18 protein-coding genes are annotated in these 17151 nt (G+C 66.5%); 10 read left to right on the forward strand and 8 right to left on the reverse strand.

Annotated features, from left to right (window positions below; all coding sequences use genetic code 11):
• Positions 1 to 41 precede the first annotated feature (41 nt).
• The 3 genes from uraH to ACGLHS_RS17685 all read left to right on the forward strand — a co-directional run bounded on the left by uraH (position 42) and on the right by ACGLHS_RS17685 (position 1312).
• Positions 42 to 377, forward strand: coding sequence for a hydroxyisourate hydrolase (gene uraH / locus ACGLHS_RS17675; protein WP_394481754.1), 336 nt, complete (start codon positions 42 to 44; stop codon positions 375 to 377).
• A 21-nt stretch (positions 378 to 398) separates the two neighbouring features.
• On the forward strand, positions 399 to 878 hold the full coding sequence (locus tag ACGLHS_RS17680; protein ID WP_093245137.1) for a nucleoside deaminase: 480 nt from the start codon (positions 399 to 401) through the stop codon (positions 876 to 878).
• Positions 879 to 1006: 128 nt separating this feature from the next.
• On the forward strand, positions 1007 to 1312 hold the full coding sequence (locus ACGLHS_RS17685; protein WP_394481757.1) for an I78 family peptidase inhibitor: 306 nt from the start codon (positions 1007 to 1009) through the stop codon (positions 1310 to 1312).
• Between the two features lie 33 nt (positions 1313 to 1345).
• On the opposite strand, the gene ACGLHS_RS17690 is transcribed toward ACGLHS_RS17685, so the two are convergent.
• Positions 1346 to 3058: a CocE/NonD family hydrolase gene (locus ACGLHS_RS17690; protein WP_394481759.1), complete on the reverse strand. Its 1713-nt coding sequence runs from the start codon at positions 3056 to 3058 to the stop codon at positions 1346 to 1348.
• Positions 3059 to 3185: 127 nt separating this feature from the next.
• Between ACGLHS_RS17690 and ACGLHS_RS17695 the strand changes: the two genes are divergently transcribed.
• Positions 3186 to 3794, forward strand: a complete 609-nt coding sequence (locus ACGLHS_RS17695) for a TetR/AcrR family transcriptional regulator (protein WP_394481761.1) — start codon at positions 3186 to 3188, stop codon at positions 3792 to 3794.
• A gap of 78 nt (positions 3795 to 3872) precedes the next feature.
• Here ACGLHS_RS17695 and ACGLHS_RS17700 read toward each other — a convergent pair whose 3' ends face one another.
• Positions 3873 to 5102, reverse strand: coding sequence for an MFS transporter (locus ACGLHS_RS17700; protein WP_394481763.1), 1230 nt, complete (start codon positions 5100 to 5102; stop codon positions 3873 to 3875).
• A 118-nt stretch (positions 5103 to 5220) separates the two neighbouring features.
• Between ACGLHS_RS17700 and ACGLHS_RS17705 the strand changes: the two genes are divergently transcribed.
• The gene (locus tag ACGLHS_RS17705) at positions 5221 to 6159 is read left to right on the forward strand and encodes a substrate binding domain-containing protein (RefSeq protein WP_394481765.1); all 939 of its coding nucleotides are present in this window, start codon (positions 5221 to 5223) and stop codon (positions 6157 to 6159) included.
• A gap of 87 nt (positions 6160 to 6246) precedes the next feature.
• On the opposite strand, the gene ACGLHS_RS17710 is transcribed toward ACGLHS_RS17705, so the two are convergent.
• Both ACGLHS_RS17710 and glmS read right to left on the reverse strand, forming a co-directional pair.
• Complete coding sequence (locus ACGLHS_RS17710; RefSeq protein WP_394481767.1) at positions 6247 to 6543, reverse strand: hypothetical protein; 297 nt, start codon at positions 6541 to 6543, stop codon at positions 6247 to 6249.
• A gap of 107 nt (positions 6544 to 6650) precedes the next feature.
• Positions 6651 to 8531 carry a glutamine--fructose-6-phosphate transaminase (isomerizing) gene (gene glmS, locus ACGLHS_RS17715; RefSeq protein ID WP_394481769.1) on the reverse strand — a complete coding sequence of 627 codons (1881 nt, stop codon included), beginning with the start codon at positions 8529 to 8531 and terminating at the stop codon, positions 6651 to 6653.
• 137 nt (positions 8532 to 8668) lie between these two features.
• Here glmS and ACGLHS_RS17720 point away from each other — a divergent pair, with 137 nt between their 5' ends.
• Entirely contained in the window at positions 8669 to 9151 is a 483-nt protein-coding gene (locus tag ACGLHS_RS17720) for an Lrp/AsnC family transcriptional regulator (RefSeq protein ID WP_394481771.1), read from the forward strand.
• Positions 9152 to 9160: 9 nt separating this feature from the next.
• Here the strand turns inward: ACGLHS_RS17720 and glmU are convergent, their stop codons facing one another.
• Positions 9161 to 10588, reverse strand: coding sequence for a bifunctional UDP-N-acetylglucosamine diphosphorylase/glucosamine-1-phosphate N-acetyltransferase GlmU (gene glmU / locus ACGLHS_RS17725; RefSeq protein WP_394481773.1), 1428 nt, complete (start codon positions 10586 to 10588; stop codon positions 9161 to 9163).
• On the opposite strand from glmU, the gene ACGLHS_RS17730 reads away from it, so the two are divergent.
• Positions 10587 to 11474: a DUF6279 family lipoprotein gene (locus ACGLHS_RS17730; protein ID WP_394481775.1), complete on the forward strand. Its 888-nt coding sequence runs from the start codon at positions 10587 to 10589 to the stop codon at positions 11472 to 11474. The two genes, glmU and ACGLHS_RS17730, sit on opposite strands and share 2 nt — an antisense overlap.
• A gap of 32 nt (positions 11475 to 11506) precedes the next feature.
• Here the strand turns inward: ACGLHS_RS17730 and ACGLHS_RS17735 are convergent, their stop codons facing one another.
• Positions 11507 to 12256, reverse strand: coding sequence for a Crp/Fnr family transcriptional regulator (locus tag ACGLHS_RS17735; RefSeq protein WP_394481777.1), 750 nt, complete (start codon positions 12254 to 12256; stop codon positions 11507 to 11509).
• 113 nt (positions 12257 to 12369) lie between these two features.
• Between ACGLHS_RS17735 and ACGLHS_RS17740 the strand changes: the two genes are divergently transcribed.
• Positions 12370 to 12777 (forward strand): BLUF domain-containing protein, encoded by a 408-nt coding sequence (locus ACGLHS_RS17740; RefSeq protein ID WP_394481781.1) that lies wholly within the window; start codon positions 12370 to 12372, stop codon positions 12775 to 12777.
• A 55-nt stretch (positions 12778 to 12832) separates the two neighbouring features.
• On the opposite strand, the gene ACGLHS_RS17745 is transcribed toward ACGLHS_RS17740, so the two are convergent.
• Positions 12833 to 13153 (reverse strand): DUF2917 domain-containing protein, encoded by a 321-nt coding sequence (locus ACGLHS_RS17745; protein ID WP_394481783.1) that lies wholly within the window; start codon positions 13151 to 13153, stop codon positions 12833 to 12835.
• Positions 13154 to 13327: 174 nt separating this feature from the next.
• Here ACGLHS_RS17745 and ACGLHS_RS17750 point away from each other — a divergent pair, with 174 nt between their 5' ends.
• Entirely contained in the window at positions 13328 to 14311 is a 984-nt protein-coding gene (locus ACGLHS_RS17750) for a LysR substrate-binding domain-containing protein (protein WP_093245108.1), read from the forward strand.
• Positions 14312 to 14384: 73 nt separating this feature from the next.
• On the opposite strand, the gene ACGLHS_RS17755 is transcribed toward ACGLHS_RS17750, so the two are convergent.
• The gene (locus ACGLHS_RS17755) at positions 14385 to 15002 is read right to left on the reverse strand and encodes a 5-formyltetrahydrofolate cyclo-ligase (protein ID WP_093245105.1); all 618 of its coding nucleotides are present in this window, start codon (positions 15000 to 15002) and stop codon (positions 14385 to 14387) included.
• Between the two features lie 9 nt (positions 15003 to 15011).
• Between ACGLHS_RS17755 and ACGLHS_RS17760 the strand changes: the two genes are divergently transcribed.
• Entirely contained in the window at positions 15012 to 17042 is a 2031-nt protein-coding gene (locus ACGLHS_RS17760) for a lytic transglycosylase domain-containing protein (RefSeq protein ID WP_093245103.1), read from the forward strand.
• Positions 17043 to 17151 lie beyond the last annotated feature (109 nt).

Here is a 17151-nt window from a genome sequence, read left to right on the forward strand (position 1 = left end):
TTTGCCCACTCGATCCAATCGCACTCCCGAAAGGAAACGACATGACCGGTATCTCGACGCACGTGCTCAACATCACCACCGGACGGCCCCTGGCGGGCCTGCAGGTGGAGCTTTATGACGTGGCGACCCAGCCGCCGACGCGCCTGAACAGCACCCGCACCAACGCCGACGGCCGCACCGATGCGCCCATGCTGGCGGGCAAGGACGCGCGCACCGGCCACTTCGAGCTGCGCTTTCACGTCAGCGACCACTTCAAGGCGGCCGACGGGCTCTCGGACGTGGTGCCCGTGCGCTTTTCCATCTTCGATGCCGCGCAGCACTACCACGTGCCGATGCTGTGCGCGCCCTGGTTTTTTTCAACGTACCGCGGCAGCTGATCGCCGCAGGAGTTCCGACCGATGACGACCCACCCCGATCCCAACGCAGAAAAATACATGGTCGATGCCATCCGCCTGGCCATGCGGAACGTGCGCGAGCGCAAGACCTGGCCCTTCGGCGCCGTGCTGGTGCGCGACGGCAAGGTGCTGGCCAATGCGGTCAACGAGGTCGATGCCCTGTGCGACCCCACGGCCCACGCCGAGATGCAGGCCGTTCGCATCGCCGCCAGGACGCAGGGCGGCACCGACCTGTCGGGCAGCGTGGTGTACGCCAGCGGCTACCCGTGCCCCATGTGCCTCACGGCCATGTACCTGGCCGGCGTGAAGGAGGTCTACTACGCCTACTCCAACGAAGACGGCGAGCCGCATGACCTCTCGGCCGAGCGCGGCTACCTGGAGATCGCGCGGCCGATCGAGCAGCGCGAGATGCCCGTACGATGGCTGCCCGCGCGCGATGAGGGTGAAGACCTGTACGAAGCCTGGTCGCGCGCGACGCGCTGACGACCTGCCGGCGAGTGCCGGGGATTCGGTTGAAGCCCGGGCACCATGGTTCAATCAAGTCGGGCGCTGGTTCGCCACCCTCACCCACAGGACGCCTCGTACTTCCAATTTCCAGGAAAGGACTTGCCTTGAACTTCAACCCCCAACTGATGCCGGGCAGCGCGGTGGCACTGGCCGTTGTGTTGATCGCCGGCTGCGGCACGCAGCAGCCGGCACCCGATGCCGGCGCGCCCTCCCTCTGCCGGCAAGACGCCGCCGCGGCCCTGACGGGCAAGAACCGCATCGCCGATGCCGACGCACGGCAGGCGACCGGTGCGTCCATCGTGCGCCAGATCCAGCCGGGACAAGGCGTGACGATGGACTACCGGCGCGAGCGCGTGACGATCGAGACCGACCGGAACACCGGCAAGATCGTTCGCGCGTCTTGCGGATAGGCCGGGCAGGCCTTCGCGACTCTCGGCCGCCGTTCAGCGCGCGGCCGGGATGACGGGCAGCAGCAGCGACGACGCGTACGGGCCGCCCGTGTACAGCGTCGTCTGCCCCGCGAACCGCTCGGCCGTGCGGTCGCCCTCGTGGTCGTGCAGCAGCACGGAACAGCCACGCATTTCCTTGCCGTAGATCTGCGGATGCGGACCGGGCAGGTCGTGTTCGAAGTCCGAGCTTCCCACCGTCAGCACCAATCGGTAGCCCTTCGGAAACACGAAGCAGAGCGGCCAGATTTCGACCTGAAGCTCGTACACGCTGCCAGGCGCCAGCGGTTCGATGGTGTCGTGTGCATGCACCGGCCGGTAGGGCCTGGATGCCTGCGGGTCGAGCTTGCGATGCGACGCGCGCAGCCAGCCTTGCGCCAATGGCGCACGCGGGTCCACCGCGCCCACGACCAGATGCTCCTTGCCATCGGGGGCGAATGCACGCACGGTCACGAACAGGTCCGCATCGCTGGCCGTCGAGGCGATGTGGAGCGTCGCAGCCAGCGGGCCGGTCATTTCCACGTCGTGCTCGAAGGGCACGGTGCTGAAGCTCACCGTGCCCTTCATCCCGTCGAACACAGCATGCGATGCCGTGGATGCGGGTGCGGGTTGCAGGGCCTGCTGACCCGCATCCAGGTACAGACGCGTCCACTCGGTGCGGGCCAGGGGCCATTCGTGCTCGGCGCGCTCGACGAACTTGTCGGCATGCCGTATCTGGAGCTTCAGCGGAGGCTCGCGATCCCAGCCGTTGTCTTCGCCCTTGAGGAAGTGGTCGAAGAAGCGCTTCTGCAGCGCGACGCCGTAGTCCGTATAGAACTCGGTCCAGTGCTCCAGGCCATGCAGCTCGAGCCACTTCTGAGCCGAGCCCGCGCCCAGGTAGCCTTCGACGTTGCCGCGCAGGTGCAGGCCGTGGCCGCCCCAGTTGCCGCAAGAGAGCACCGGCACTTCGATCGCGGCCAGGTCCGCGCGGCGCCCGTCGTAGTAGCTGTCCGTGATGCGTTCCGAGCGCAGGTGCAAGGCCGAGATGTCGACGCGGTTGGCGCGCATCTCTTCGTCGCCGAGTTCCGCGGGGCCGGAGATCGGCACGCCCGTGTTGGGGTTGATGCGGCCCCGCGTGCCCAGGCCGTGCTGCACGTTTTCGACCTGTTGCGGATACCAGACCTTCATGAAGGTGTTGAGGATGCCGCCGTGCCTGCAGGCATCCCGGTAGTAATCCGAGAAGCCTTCGAAAGGACAGATCGCCGCAAGATGCGCAGGCCGCGTGGCCGCCACCATCCACTGCGTGGCGGCGTAGTACGACACGCCGGCCAGGCCGATCTTTCCGTTGCTCCAGGGCTGGCCGGCCGCCCACTCGATGCAATCGTGAAAGTCCTTTGCCTCGCGTGGAGAGAAGGGATCGATCACGCCGGGTGAACGACCGGCACCGCGTGAATCCACACGGATGCAGATGTAGCCCAGCGGCACCCAGCGTTCGGGGTCCGCTGTTTCCCAGTTCGCATAACGGCCGGAGCTTCCTTTCAGGATTTCCGGGTGCGCCGCGACCAGCGAGTGCCACTGGACTGGATAACCGTCCTGAAACGGAAGCCCTTTCGCATACGGCCCGTAGGACATGAGCACGGGGTGACGCCCTTCACCTGCCGGCCGAAAGACGTCCGCGCGAACGACCGACCCGTCGTCCATGGGGATCTCGACATCCCAATCGATTTGCATGACTGCTCCTTGCGTGATGGTCTGCGGATCATATTTAACGCAAGTCAACTTGCATTAGTGGTTTGCCCTACTAAAGCAAGTCGACATGCATTAACAGTCGATGTTCTTTTCACTACCATCGGCAACCATGAAGAAACAGCCAGAAGAAGACGTGCCGGAGCCACGCCGCCGAACCGGTGGCCGCAGCGCACGCGTGCAGGCCGCGGTGCTCGGGGCCACGATGGACGAGCTCAAGGAGCACGGTTACGACGGCTTTTCCGTCGCTGCGGTCGCCGCGCGTTCGGGCGTGCACGAGACCTCGATCTACCGCCGCTGGAAATCACGCGACGGCCTGATCCTCGAGGCCACATTCGCGCTGTTCGCGCAGGACATTCCCATTCCGGATCGAGGAAGCCTGCGCGAGGATCTGGTCAACCTGCTGTCGGGTGCCGTGCGGCAGCTCAGCAGTCCGATCGGCTGGGCCGCCACGCAATTCGCGATGGCGCTGCCGCGCGAGAGCGAAATGACGCAAGAGGTGCGGCAACAGTGGGCCAAGCGCTTCGCCTCGGTGCGCGAGGTGTTCGACCGCGCCAGCCTGCGAGGGGAATGGCCCGCCGGCAAGAACCCGCAGGACATCATCGAAAGCCTTGTCGGCGCCGTCTATCTGCGCGTCCTCCATCTGCGGGAACCGGTCACTGCCGCGCACCTGAAGCGGCTTGTGGATGCGGTGCTGCCCGTTGCTGTCGATCGCCGCTAGGAACCGGCCCGGACGGTGCCGTAGTTTCCATCCAGGACTGCGCCCCTGTTCTCTGCAGTCAATGATGGAAGGGCCCAGTCAATCCCTTGCAACCCGACGGTGACCGGGCGGAAACCCATGGCTTCGGCAATGCCACGCGATGAGCCATCCAATGCATGCCAGCGCGGCCAGGACCCACGGGAACACGGAGCTGCCCACCGTCTCCAGCAGCACGCCGCCAAGCAGCCCGCTGCTTGCGAACGACAGATTGAAGACCGTGACCAGCATCGATTGCGCAACGTCTGCGTCTTTCCCCGCCGTGTCGGCCAATGCGGTTTGCAGCAACGTCGGCGCGCCGCTGAAGCTGAACCCCCACAGCACGACGCCGACGAACATCGCAGTGGCTGACGCGCCGCAGAAGCCGAAGACCGCGCCAACCACCGCAAACACGCCCAGGGAAACAAGCAGCAGTGCGCGCGGATATCGGTCGACCAGCCAGCCGATGGCCCACAGCCCTGCCATGGTGCACAGGCCGAAAACCAGCAACACCATGTCAAGTTGCTCGGCCAGCCCGACGGAAGCGAGAAAGGGCGCGATGTAGGTGTAGAGCAGGTAGTGCGCAAGAATCCAGAGCATGACGACCAGCAGCACGGGCCGCACGCCGGGCGTCATCAAGACCTGACGAGGGTTCGCGCGCCGCCTGGTGGCCTGCCCCGGAAAATCGGGAACCGCCGCCAGGACCCAGGCCATCAGCATCAGCGCGGCCCCCGACATGCCGCCGAATATCCAGCGCCAACCGACCATGCGACCGAGCCAGGCGGCCAATGGCACGCCCAGCGACAAGGCCAACGGTACGCCGATCATGACCACCGCAAGCGCGCGTCCCTGCGACGGTGCCGGCACGAGCCGCCGCGCGTAGGTCGCCAGCTCGCTCCAGGCAAGGCCGGTGGCCAGCCCGACGACGAAGCGCACGACGAGCGTCAATGCGAAGTTGGACGAGAGCGCCGTGACGGCATTGCAGACGCAGAATCCTCCCAGCGCAAACAACAAGACCTTGCGCCTGGCCCATCCGCGCGTGAGCGCCGTGAACGGAATCGCGGCCAGCCCCGCGCCCAGTGCACAGAGCGTAGTGAACTGCCCCGCCCACCCCTGTGACACGCCGAGGCCGTGCGCGATCTGCGGCAGCAGTCCCGCGGGCACCGTCTCGTTGGCCGTCGCGACGAAGCTGGTCAACGTCAGCGCGAGCAGCGCGGCGAGGGGGAGCCGGTCGGCTCGGTCTGGTTCATGTGGACGGAATGCGCTGGGCCGGGCATCGGCAGGTTGGGTCATATGTGGCGTAGCCTCTTGTCATGAGTCCTTCGCGAGGACGACAAGCGCCAGTCTGTCGATGCGCGTCGCTTTTGAGAATTGATGTCAAACTTGAACCATCTTCAACCTTGCATGAAAGATGGCGACCGATCGTCTGGGTGACATGCGGCTCTTTGCCGAGGCTGCGTCGGCAGGCAGCCTGTCTGCGGCCGGCCGCAAACTGGGACTGTCGCCGGCAGCAGCCAGCGCGCGGCTGGCAAGGCTTGAGGCCGCGTTGCTTGCCAAGCTGTTCGATCGCACCTCGCGGCAGTTGCAACTGACGGATGAAGGGCACACCTACCTCGCGCACTGCACCGCCGCGCTGAAGATCATCGACGATGCGCAAGCCGAATTGCAGGCCGGCCAAGGCGTTGTGCGGGGCAAGCTCCGCATTTCCGCGTCGACGGACTTCGGTCGGCATCTGCTCGATCGATGGCTCGATGCCTTCATCGATGCACACCCGGAGGTCAGGGTTTCATTGACGCTGACCGACTCCCTGTCGAATCTTCATCAGGACAAGGTCGACCTGGCGATCCGCTTCGGAGAACCCGAGAACAGTGCCCTGGTTGCGCGGCGCCTGGCACCCAACTGCCGTGTGCTGTGCGCCTCGCCCGAGTATGTGGAACGCCACGGCGCGCCGAGCACGCCGGAAGACCTCGAACACCACCGCTTCATCGTGTTGGTCACGGGCTCAGGACCTCTCAACGAATTCCACTTCGCCAAAGGCGAGCAGACCTGGCAATACACGGTCCCGATGGCCGATGCATGGGAAAGCAACGATGGTGGCCTCGTGCGCACCTGGACGCTGGCAGGGCGCGGTATCGCACGCAAGACGATCTGGGATGCGGCTGAAGATGTCCGCGCCGGCAGGCTTCGAATCCTGCTGCCTGAATACGTGGCACGCGAACCGGGTGTCTACGCCATTCGGCACAACACCCGGTACATGGCGCCGCGCGTTCGGGCGTTGCTGGACTTTCTGATCGAGCAGTTTGCGCGCGAGGCGGTGGCGTTGCGGGACGTTCTGCCACACGCGGAATAGCGAGAGAAACCGGGGCGATTCGCGGAGCCCATGCCGCCGGCGAAAGCTGGCTTGATCCGCGGCGGGGTCAGTGCCCCAAAGCGCCCATCACTCGCGAACCAGTTGGACGTATCGCCAGATGCCCCAGATGGCTCCCACGGCGATGCCGATTCCCACGCTCCAGCCCGCCGAGAGACCCAATCCGAATGTCAGGAACAGCATCAGTCCGGCGCTGACCAGTGCGATGAAAGTCATCGTGATGAAGTCGAAGCGTGCGACCTCGTACGTGTCTTCGGCAACGCTGCGATCGCGGCTGCCGTGCTTGCGGCGCAGGCCCCTGAACAGCACGACATCAAGCACGAAATCGAAGAAGCCGATGAAAAGGTCGGCCAGGATGCTCCACATGCGGATGCTCCATTTGCGGTGACACCCTGGGTTGCCGACGTTCTCGTGATGGTCCGATCGGGGTGGAGCGGCGGATCATGTCTAAATGTTACCGCGCTTCCGCCGCCTCACTCCACCGTCACGCTCTTCGCAAGATTGCGCGGCTTGTCCACATCGGTCCCGCGCGCGCACGCCGTGTGATACGCCAGCAGCTGCAGTGGCACCACGTGCAGGATCGGCGAGAGCGCGCCGTAGTGCTCGGGCATGCGGATCACGTGCAGGCCTTCGCTGCTCTTGATCTTCGTGTCGCCGTCGGCCAGCACGTACAGCACGCCGCCGCGCGCGCGCACTTCCTGCAGGTTGCTCTTGAGCTTCTCGAGCAGCGCGTCGTTCGGCGCCACAGCCACCACGGGCATCTCGCTCGTGACCAGCGCGAGCGGGCCGTGCTTGAGTTCGCCGGCCGCATAAGCCTCAGCGTGGATGTAGGTCACTTCCTTGAGCTTGAGCGCGCCTTCGAGCGCGATCGGGTAGTGCAGGCCGCGGCCGAGGAACAGCGCGTTGTCCTTGCGCGCGAAGTCTTCGGCCCAGCCGATGATCTGCGGCTCGAGCGCGAGCACCGATTGCAGCGCGACGGGCAGGTGGCGCATTTCCTTCAGGTAGCGCGCTTCGTCGGCGTCGCTCAGGCGGCCCTTGGCCTGCGCGATGGCAAGCGTGAGCAGGAACAGCCCGGCCAGTTGCGTGGTGAAGGCCTTGGTCGATGCCACGCCAATCTCGACGCCGGCGCGCGTGATGTACGCCAGCTTGCACTCGCGCACCATCGCGCTGGTGGCGACGTTGCAGATGGTCAGGGTCTGCTCCATGCCGAGCGAACGCGCATGTTTGAGCGCAGCCAGCGTGTCGGCGGTTTCGCCGGACTGGCTGATGGTGACGACCAACGTCTTCGGGTCGGGCACGGAGTCGCGGTAGCGGTACTCGCTCGCGATCTCGACCTGCGTGGAAATCTTCGCGATGCCTTCGAGCCAGTACTTGGCGGTGCAGCCGCTGTAGTAGCTGGTGCCGCAGGCCAGGATGAGGATCTTGTCGATGTCCTGGAACACGCGGTGCGCGCTCGCGCCGGTCGCGCCGTCTTGCCCCACGCCGTCGAACAGCTCGGGCACGATGCCTTCCACGCCTTCGAGCGTGTCGCCGATGGCGCGCGGCTGCTCGAAGATCTCCTTTTGCATGTAGTGGCGGTACGGGCCGAGTTCGGCCGCGCCGCTGTGCGCGTGCACGGTGCGCACCTGTCGGGTGACGGGCTTGTGGCTCTTGTCGACGATCCAGTACTTGCCCGGTTGCACGTCGACCACGTCGCCTTCTTCCAGATAGATGATCTGGTCGGTCACGCCGGCCAGGGCCATCGCGTCGCTGGCCAGGAAGTTCTCTGCGCCGTCCTTGCCCGCGCCGAGGATCAGCGGCGAGCCGGCGCGCGCGCCGACCACGCGCTGCGGCTCGTCGCGGCAGATCACGGCAATGGCGTAGGCACCGTGCAGTTGCAGCACCGCGGCCTTCACGGCCTCGAACAGGTCGCCGTCGTAGAGGCTGTCGACGAGGTGGGCGATGACCTCGGTGTCGGTCTGGCTCTCGAACACGTAGCCCTTGGCCTCGAGCGCGGCGCGCAGGGTTTCGTGGTTTTCGATGATGCCGTTGTGCACGAGCGCGATGCGGCCGGGGCGTGCGCCCTGCGCATCGGCGCCGGGGCCGTGGCTGAAGTGCGGGTGCGCGTTGTGCACCGCCGGCGCGCCGTGCGTGGCCCAGCGCGTGTGGGCGATGCCGGTCAGGCCCTCGACCTTGTCGTCGCGCACCTGGGCGACGAGGTCGGCCACGCGGGAGGTGGTGCGCGCCCGCGTCAGGCCGCCGGCATGCACCGCCACGCCGCACGAGTCATAGCCGCGGTATTCGAGCCGCTGAAGGCCCTGGACCAGGACCGGAACGATGTTGCGATGGGACGCTGCCCCGACGATGCCGCACATGGTGATCTGCCTTTGAATGAAGAAGGACTCGATGGTAGGAAGGCATCAAAGAAATATGTATTCAAAATCTCAATAGATTTGGACTTTTATTCCTTGAGTTTGGTGATTTGGATTTTTCTTCCATAATTTCATTGAATATGGAATCAATATCCCTGGATTCAATCGACCTTCGGCTGCTGGACGCGCTTCAGCGCGATGCGTCACAGACCAACCAGCGCCTGGCCGCCGAGGTCGGCATTTCGCCGCCCACCTGCCTGCGCCGGGTGCAGCGCTTGCGCGAAGAAGGATTGATCGAGCGCCAGGTCGCGCTGCTCTCGCCCGGCCGGCTGGCCACGGCATTGGGTCACGGCCTGCAGGCCGTGATCGAAATCTCGCTGGACCGGCAGGACACGGGCTCGCTCGATGCCTTCGAGACCCGCGTGATCGCCGACGACGCGGTGCAGCAATGCTGGCGCGTGTCGCCGGGGCCAGACTTCGTGCTGGTGGTGGCGGCGCGCGACATGCCGGACTACGCCGCGCTCACGCAGCGCCTGTTCACGGCCGATGCGAATGTGCGCAACGTCAAGGCGTTCTTCAGCCTCAAGCGCGCCAAGTTCGAGCCCAGGCTACCGCTGGGCTGAGGCCTTTTTTCAGGCCTTGGGTTTCTTCTGCGGCCGCTTCCAGTTGGGGAAGCTCACCGGCTTGCTGCGCGCCACGGTCAGCGCACCGGGTTCGGTCGACTTGTTGATCGTCGAGCCGCCACCGATGGTGCCGCCCGCGCCGAGCGTGATCGGCGCCACCAGCACGCAGTTGCTGCCCACGTGCACGTCGGCTTCGATCACCGTGCGGTGCTTGTTGGCACCGTCGTAGTTGGCAGTGATGCTGCCCGCGCCGTAGTTGACGCGCTCGCCCACGGTGGCATCGCCCAGGTAGGCCAGGTGGTTGGCCTTGGCGCCGGCCGCGAGCGTCGAGTTCTTGACCTCGACGAAGTTGCCGATGTGCACCTCGGCGCCGAGCTGCGCACCCGGCCGCAGCCGCGCGAAGGGGCCGATGAGCGCCCCTTCGCCGACCGTCACGCCGGCCTTCTCGCCTTCGATGTGGGTGAACGGATGGATCACCGCGCCGGCCTCGATGCGCGCATTGGCAATCACGCAGTTGGCACCGACGCGCACGCCCTCGCCCAGCGACACCGTGCCTTCGAAGATGCAGTTGACGTCGATCTCCACATCGGTCGCGCATTCGAGCGTGCCGCGCAGGTCGAAGCGCGCCGGATCGGCCAGGCGCACGCCCTGCTCCATCAGCGCATTCGCCTGGCGCAATTGCCATGCGCGCTCGAGCGCCGCGAGCTGGGCCGGGCTGTTGATGCCGGCCACCTGCAGCGCATCGGTCGTGATGTGCGCCACCACCGGCACGCCATCGGCCGAAGCCAGCTTGACGACATCGGTCAGGTAGTACTCGCCCTGCGCATTGCGGTTGTCCAGCCGCGCGAGCCAGCCCTTGAGCAGCCGCGCCGGAACGGCCATCACGCCGCTGTAGATCTCGCGCACGGCGCGCTGTGCTTCGGTGGCGTCCTTGTGCTCGACGACTGCCGTCACTTCGCCTTGTCCCGCCGCGCGGATCACGCGGCCGTAGCCGGTCGGGTCGTCGAATTCGATGGTCAGCAGTGCGAGGCGCTGGCCGGCGCTGGCGGCGATCAGGGCGCGCAGCGTGTCTTCGCCGATCAGCGGCACGTCGCCGGAGAGCACGACCACCGTGCCGTCGTCCGGCAGCAGCGGCGCGGCCTGTTGCACCGCGTGACCGGTGCCGAGCTGCGGCTCCTGCCGGGCAAAGCGCAGCGTCGAACCCTCGATGCCGCCAGCCATCGCGGCCTCGACCTCGGCCGCGCCGTGGCCGGTCACCATCACCACATGGCGTGCGCCGATGCGCGCGGCGGTGGCGGCCACATGCGCCAGCAGCGCGCGGCCACCCAATCGATGCAACACTTTGGGCAGTCTGCTTTTCATGCGCGTGCCCTTGCCGGCCGCCATGATGACGACGTCGACCGGTCCCAGGTTGTCTTGTTGCGGAGTCTGATTCATGCGTTTTTCTTCCCGAATGCGTTGCGCGGAACTGGCGCGGATTATCGGCGTGCTGCTGCTGGCCGCCGCCCTCGGGGCCTGCAGCGCGATCAAGCTGGCCTACAACAACCTGCCCGAGCTGAGCTACTGGTGGCTCGACGGCTACCTCGATTTCGATGACACCCAGACACCCAAGGTGCGCGACGAGCTGGCACAGCTGCTGGCCTGGCACCGCCAGAACGAGCTGCCCCGGGTCGCGGCGCTGCTGCAGGAAGCGCAGACGCTGGCGGCCGGCGAGGTGACGCCCGCGCAGGCCTGTGCGATGGCCGACCAGATCCGCGAACGCCTGCTGGCCGTGACCGACCGTGCCGAGCAGGCCGGCACCGAGCTCGCGCTGAGCCTGACCGACGCGCAGTTGCAGCAACTGGAGCGCAAGTACGCCAAGAACAACGCCACCTACCGCAAGGAGTGGCTGGACCGCACGCCAGCCCAGGTGCAGGAAAAGCGCTACGACCAGTTCCTCGACCGCACCGAAGACTTCTATGGCCGATTGACGGCGGAGCAGCGCGACCTGTTGAAGCAGCAGGTCGCGCAATCGGTGTTCAACCCGCAACTGGCGGATACCGAGCGCCGCAAGCGCCAGCAGGAGGCGCTGGCGCTGTTGCGCAGCTTCAGCGCCAACAAGCCGTCGCCGGCCGAGGCGCGCGCCGCGCTCCATGCGTACATCCAGCGCATCGCCGATCCACCGCCCGGCCCTTGGCGCGACCAGCAGCAGGCGTTGCTTCAGGAAGGCTGCCGCAACACGGCGGCGATGCACAACGGCACCAGCGCCAGCCAGCGCGAGCAGGCGGTGCGCCGGCTGCAGGCCTACCAGAACGACCTGCGCCAGCTGATGGCCGCGCGCTGACTGGCCGGCGCCGGGCGCCAGATCAGATCAGATCAAATCAATGGCGTCGGGCGCAGGGGGCGCTCGAAGTAGTCGCCCAGCGTTTCGAGCGCATGCGGCTCCAGGATGCGCAACCAGCCTGCATCGAGCTTGTAGAGCCCCAGGCGCTGCAGCCGTCGCAGCGTCTTGTTGGTGTGCACCAGCGAAAGCCCGAGCGCATCGGCGATGTGCTGCTGGTTGAACGGAAACTCGACCCAGCCGTCGCGCACCATGCCCACGCGGTCGGCGCGCCGGTACAGGTGCATCAGCAGCATGGCCACGCGCTCGCCGGCATTGCGGCGGCCGGTGGTGACGAGGTTGTCGTCGACCATCTTTTCTTCGCGGGCGGCGAGCCAGGTGATGTCGTAGCCGAGCTTGGGCTGGGCATGGAACAGCGGCCAGAGCCGGTCGCGCGAGAAGGCGCAGAGCGAGGCGTCGGTCACCGCCTCGACGCCGTGGGTCTGGCCTTCGGCGAACTCGTCCTGCAGGCCGATGAAGTCGCCGGGCAGCAAGAAGCTCAGGATCTGCCGCCGGCCGTCGCTCAGGGTCTTGTAGCGAAAGGCCCACCCTGCATAGAGCGTGAAGAGCTGCGGGCTCGGCCGGTGCTCGTCGACGATCGACCCACCCGCCTCGACACGCCGGATGCCGGTGCGAAACGACTGGATGGTCTTGAGCTCTTCATCGGACACCGGAAGAAAGGCGTCGAGCCGGCGCAATGCGCAACCGTCGCAGGGATTGATGCCCTGCGGAGGGGACGCGGCCACGGGGTAGTCCTCGAATTTCACGCGCCACTATAGGCTTTTCGCCTGTGTCTTTTGACATTTCGCCGAGGCCCGGGGCTGCCTAGACTTCGCACCGTTTCTCCCCTCCAACACGCATGACAGAAGAATCCACGCCGCTCTACGAAGTCCTTTACTGCAGCACGCTCGCGCAGAACCTGCCGCCGACCACCGTGGGCACCATCGCCAGCCAGGCGCGGGTGCGCAACGCCGAACTGGGCATCACGGGCCTGCTGGTCTTCGACGGCATGCGTTTCTGCCAGCACCTGGAGGGCCCGCACGATGCCGTCGACCAACTGATGCAGCGCATCGCGCAAGACCCGCGGCATGTGGGCGTGCGCGTGGCCTACGAAGCCCCGCTGGCAAGCCGCCGCTACACCGGCTTCGGCATGGGCCTGGCCGAATGCGAAGGCCCCGACCTGATGGCTGGCGTGCATGCGCTGGACGGCAAGGCCGCCCTGGGCCACTTCCTGGCGCTGCTGCCCAGCTTCGACATCAACGGCTGAAAAACGAAAAAAGCGGCCGAAGCCGCTTTTTTTGCCATGGGAGGGATCCGGACGATCAGGCCTGGTCCCAGGCGTAGGTCGCGCCGTAGCCGTCCCACGCTTCCATGACGATGCGTTGGCCGGCGGCCACCGTCAGCGATTCGCCGGGTGCGAGCACCAGGTCTTCGCTGGGGTTCTTCAGGGTTGCATCGGGCGTGACCCACACCCGGCCCTGCTTGACCCGCAGTACGCTGTTCGTGCGCGCCTTCAGGCTCATCGCCTCGCCGGGCGCGATCTGCCATGCGCCGCGACGGACGGCCGGCGGAATGGCGGCGGTGGTGCGGGCGGAAACGGGCAGCGAAGCGAGCGATGGTGTGGTGCAGACGGCGGTGGACATGATGAGGACTCCTGGGCTTGACCGAAGCGCATGACAAACAGAAGGCAATGGCGCGGTTCGGGAATGAATGATCGTTTCTCTGGCGTTGGCAGTCCAATGAAAAGGAGGTAGCCTACTGATGCGGGTTCCGCATCAATTGCTCCAAATGCCAAACCGCCCCCTTTGGTCATACCCATGCAACATTCACAAACCCACCTGCGCTCCCGCCCGATCTCGGCGGGCCACCTGCGCGCCTTCGAGGCCGTGGCCCGGCACCTGAATTTCCGCGCCGCGGCCGAAGAAATGGCGCTGACCCAGTCGGCCGTCAGCCGCCAGATCCAGTCGCTCGAAGAAGAAGTGGGCGTGGGCCTGTTCCTGCGCCACACCCGGGCCGTGGAGCTGACGAGCGCAGGGGCGCAGCTGCTGCTGGCGGTGCAGCAGTCGCTGCCGCGCATCGACAACGCTGTGCGCCAGATCCGCCAGAGCGCGGGGCGCAAGAGCGTGTCGCTGACCACTTTTGCCTCTTTCGCGTCGATGTGGCTCATTCCGCGGCTGGAGGCCTTCCAGCGCGACAACCCCGAGATCGACATCCGCATCGACGCCAGCGACGTGGCGGTCGACCTCGAAGTCGCCGACGTCGACATCGCCCTGCGCTACGGCCCGCCCGAAGTCATGCCGGCCACCGCCGTGCGCCTGTTCGGCGAAACGCTGACGCCGGTGGCCAGCCCCTGGCTGCTCAAGAGCAGCCCGCCGATCAAGACGCCCGCCGACATCACCCGCTTCACGCTGATCGAGGCCGGAGACGCCCACCGCACGCACCTGGAATGGCTGACCTGGCGCCGCTGGTTCGAGGTGAACGGACTGGAGCGTGCCCAGCCCAAGCGCTGGCTCTATTTCAACTACGCCTACCAGATGGTGCAGGCTGCGCTTACCGGGCAAGGCGTGACGCTGGCACGCAGCTCGCTCATCGCCGAAAGCCTGGCCAACGGCGACCTGGTCGAGGTGCTGCCGCAGCACCGCATGGACTCGCCGATGGCCTACTGGCTCATCGCCGGACCGCGCAACGCGTTGCGGCCCGAAATCAAGGCGTTCTGGGACTGGCTGCAGGTCCAGGCCATCACCACGCGAGAGACCATCGGCGAGGTGCCCGATCCGGATACCGTCGACAACATCGACTGAGGCGCTCTGCGGCCGCCGCCGGGCCGCGCCTCCCCCTTTGGGGGGAGTTACACGAAATGAAAAGCCGGAGGGCTCAAGACGTTGGCCAGACCACGCCGTTGTCGTTGAGGATCGCGTCCAGCGGCATGTCGTGCGCTTCGGGCTCGAAGTCGTCGAGAAAGCCGTTGGTAAAGCCCAGCCCCACCGTGAACGGCCGGGGCTCCAGCGCCGCCAGCGTACGGTCGTAAAAACCGCCGCCATAGCCCAGCCGATAGCCGCCCGCGCTGTAGCCCACGCAAGGCACGAACAGCAGGGTCGGCACGATCAGCTCGGTGTCCTTGGGCTTGGGAATGCCGTAGGCGTCTTCTTCCATCTGGCAGCCCGGGTACCAGGCATGGAAGGTCAGGGTCTTGTGAACTTTGTTGATCACCGGCAGTCCGATGCGACGGCGCTGCGGTTCGTCGATGAGTTCGCCGTCTTCCTTCCAGCGATGCAGGGCAGGCAGCGGATCGAACTCGCCCTTGATCGGCCAGTAGGCGCCGATCACGGTGTCGGGCCGGTTGACCAGCCAGATCCGCATGACACGCTGCAACAGGTCGGCGCGTGTCAGCCGGTCGGGCATGGCCAGGCGTTGTTCGACCAATGCCTTGCGCAGTTGATCCTTCAGAAAACTCGCCGTTGCCGAAGTGTCGGCACCCTTTGACTTGTCCATAATCCCCCGATGCAGTTCCCAAGCATTTTGGCATCCACGCGCCGTCGCCCGCGCAGCGCAACACCCGCTTTGGTTTTTTCCGCTGTCCTGGCCCTCGCCGCGTTGCTTTCGCAGCAACCCGCCGCCGCTCAGAACAACACCAATGACGACGTGCTGGTCCAGATGAAACAGGCGTTCCAGCGCGGCGACAAGGCCCGCCTGACGGCCCTGCTGCCACAGGCACGCGGCCATGCGCTCGAACCTTGGGCCGCCTACTGGGAACTCAAGGCGCGCCTGCAAGAGGCCGACCCGAGCGAGGTGCAGAACTTCTTCGCGCGCTACCCCGGCACCTATCAGGAAGACCGCCTGCGCAACGACTGGCTGCTGCTGCTCGGCCAGCGCCGCGACTGGGACGGCTTCTCGGCCTCCATCGCGGGCTTCCGCATGGGCGACGACGCGCAGGTGCGCTGCTACGCCACGCTGGTCGACACGCTGCGCTCCGGCACGGCCACGCAAGCCCAGGCCGACGAGGTGCGCCGCAACTGGTTCAGCCAGAAAGATTCCGACGACGGCTGCCTGACCGCCGCCGACCGCATGGTCGCGGCCCGCCTGATGTCGCCCAACGATGCCTGGAAGAAGGCCCGCCTGGCCATCGAGGCCAATCGCCCGCAGGCCGCGCGTGGTGCCGTCACCATCGCCGCGCCCGACGCCTTGCCGATGTTCGAGGAGCTCAATGCCAGCTCGGCCAAGTTCCTGACCGGGCGCGCCTTCGTGGCCGCCAAGTCGCGCAAGGAACTGGTGGTGCTGGCGCTCATCAAGGTCGCCATCGCCGACCCCGAACTGGCCGCCTCGCAGCTCGACAACAAGTGGGGCCCGATGCTCTCGGCGGAAGAGCGCAACTGGATCTGGGGCACCATCGGCCGCCAGGCCGCCACCAAGCTCTGGCCGCAGGCCGGCACCTATTTCGCCAACGTCACCAAGAACAGCGACCTGTCGGACGACATGCTCGGCTGGCGCGTGCGCGCCGCGCTGCGTGCCGGCCAATGGAAAGAGGTACTGCCCGCCATCAACGCCATGAGCGAGGCCTCGCAGCAGGACCCCACCTGGGTCTACTGGAAAGCCCGTGCGCTGGCAGGTACCGGCGGCGACGAGCGCCGCGCCCAGGCCCGCGACCTCTACCAGAGCATCGCCGGCTCGCGCGGCTTCTACGAAATGCTGGCGCTCGAAGAACTGGGCCAGCGCACGGTCGCGCCCACGCGCCCCGCGCCGCTCACCCCCGAAGAAAAAGCCACCGCGCGCAGCAACCTCGCACTAAACCGCGGCCTGTACGCCATTGCGATCGGCCTGCGCTCCGAAGGCACGCGCGAGTGGAACTATGCCACCAACCTGCACGACAAGGGCGGCATGGACGACCGCGCGCTGCTGGCCGCCGCCGACTTCGCCTGCCAGCGCGAGGTGTGGGACCGCTGCATCAACACCAGCGAGCGCACCAAGGGCGTGGTCGACGTCGACCAGCGCTTTCCGATGCCCTTCCACGACACCGTGCTGCGCAAGGCGCAGGACATCGGCCTCGACCCGGCCTACGTCTATGGCCTGATCCGTCAGGAAAGCCGCTTCATCATGGACGCGCGCTCCGGCGTCGGCGCCTCGGGCCTGATGCAGGTCATGCCCGCCACCGCGCGCTGGACGGCCCGCAAGATCGGCCTGACCGACTTCTCGCCCAGCCAGATCAACGACCGCGAAACCAACATCACCATCGGCACCAACTACCTGAAGCTGGCGCTCGACGACTTCGATGGTTCCATGGCGCTGGCCGCCGCCGCCTACAACGCCGGCCCCGGCCGTCCGCGCAGCTGGCGCAACGGCCCGGTGATCGAGGCCGCCATCTGGGCCGAGAACGTGCCCTTCAGCGAAACCCGCGACTACGTGAAGAAGGTGCTGGCCAACACCACCAATTACGCGGCCATCATCAGCGGCCGTCCGCAGTCGCTGAAGGAGCGCCTCGGCCGCGTGGGCCCGCGCGATGCCGCGGAGCCGGAACCCAGCAAGGATCTGCCGTAAGAAAAGGCGGCTTGCCTTTGCGTCCTTCGCGTTGCGTGATTGGGGCGTAGTCCGGAAGCGCGGTCACATGCGCGCCGAATGGGCGCCTTCATCGAGCCATTCACGGGCA

Source organism: Variovorax sp. VaC1, assembly GCF_043658315.1.
GTDB lineage: Bacteria > Pseudomonadota > Gammaproteobacteria > Burkholderiales > Burkholderiaceae_C > Variovorax.

Bases quoted from the DNA above. Each gene is read 5' to 3' on its own strand.
- ACGLHS_RS17760 (WP_093245103.1), top strand. From the start codon at position 15,012: ATGCAGTTCCCAAGCATTTTGGCATCCACGCGCCGTCGCCCGCGCAGC.
- ACGLHS_RS17710 (WP_394481767.1), bottom strand. From the start codon at position 6,543: ATGTGGAGCATCCTGGCCGACCTTTTCATCGGCTTCTTCGATTTCGTG.
- ACGLHS_RS17695 (WP_394481761.1), top strand. From the start codon at position 3,186: ATGAAGAAACAGCCAGAAGAAGACGTGCCGGAGCCACGCCGCCGAACC.
- glmU (WP_394481773.1), bottom strand. From the start codon at position 10,588: ATGAATCAGACTCCGCAACAAGACAACCTGGGACCGGTCGACGTCGTC.
- ACGLHS_RS17680 (WP_093245137.1), top strand. From the start codon at position 399: ATGACGACCCACCCCGATCCCAACGCAGAAAAATACATGGTCGATGCC.
- ACGLHS_RS17690 (WP_394481759.1), bottom strand. From the start codon at position 3,058: ATGCAAATCGATTGGGATGTCGAGATCCCCATGGACGACGGGTCGGTC.
- uraH (WP_394481754.1), top strand. From the start codon at position 42: ATGACCGGTATCTCGACGCACGTGCTCAACATCACCACCGGACGGCCC.
- ACGLHS_RS17720 (WP_394481771.1), top strand. From the start codon at position 8,669: ATGGAATCAATATCCCTGGATTCAATCGACCTTCGGCTGCTGGACGCG.
- ACGLHS_RS17705 (WP_394481765.1), top strand. From the start codon at position 5,221: ATGGCGACCGATCGTCTGGGTGACATGCGGCTCTTTGCCGAGGCTGCG.
- ACGLHS_RS17730 (WP_394481775.1), top strand. From the start codon at position 10,587: ATGCGTTTTTCTTCCCGAATGCGTTGCGCGGAACTGGCGCGGATTATC.
- glmS (WP_394481769.1), bottom strand. From the start codon at position 8,531: ATGTGCGGCATCGTCGGGGCAGCGTCCCATCGCAACATCGTTCCGGTC.
- ACGLHS_RS17700 (WP_394481763.1), bottom strand. From the start codon at position 5,102: ATGACCCAACCTGCCGATGCCCGGCCCAGCGCATTCCGTCCACATGAA.
- ACGLHS_RS17750 (WP_093245108.1), top strand. From the start codon at position 13,328: ATGCAACATTCACAAACCCACCTGCGCTCCCGCCCGATCTCGGCGGGC.
- ACGLHS_RS17745 (WP_394481783.1), bottom strand. From the start codon at position 13,153: ATGTCCACCGCCGTCTGCACCACACCATCGCTCGCTTCGCTGCCCGTT.
- ACGLHS_RS17755 (WP_093245105.1), bottom strand. From the start codon at position 15,002: ATGGACAAGTCAAAGGGTGCCGACACTTCGGCAACGGCGAGTTTTCTG.
- ACGLHS_RS17740 (WP_394481781.1), top strand. From the start codon at position 12,370: ATGACAGAAGAATCCACGCCGCTCTACGAAGTCCTTTACTGCAGCACG.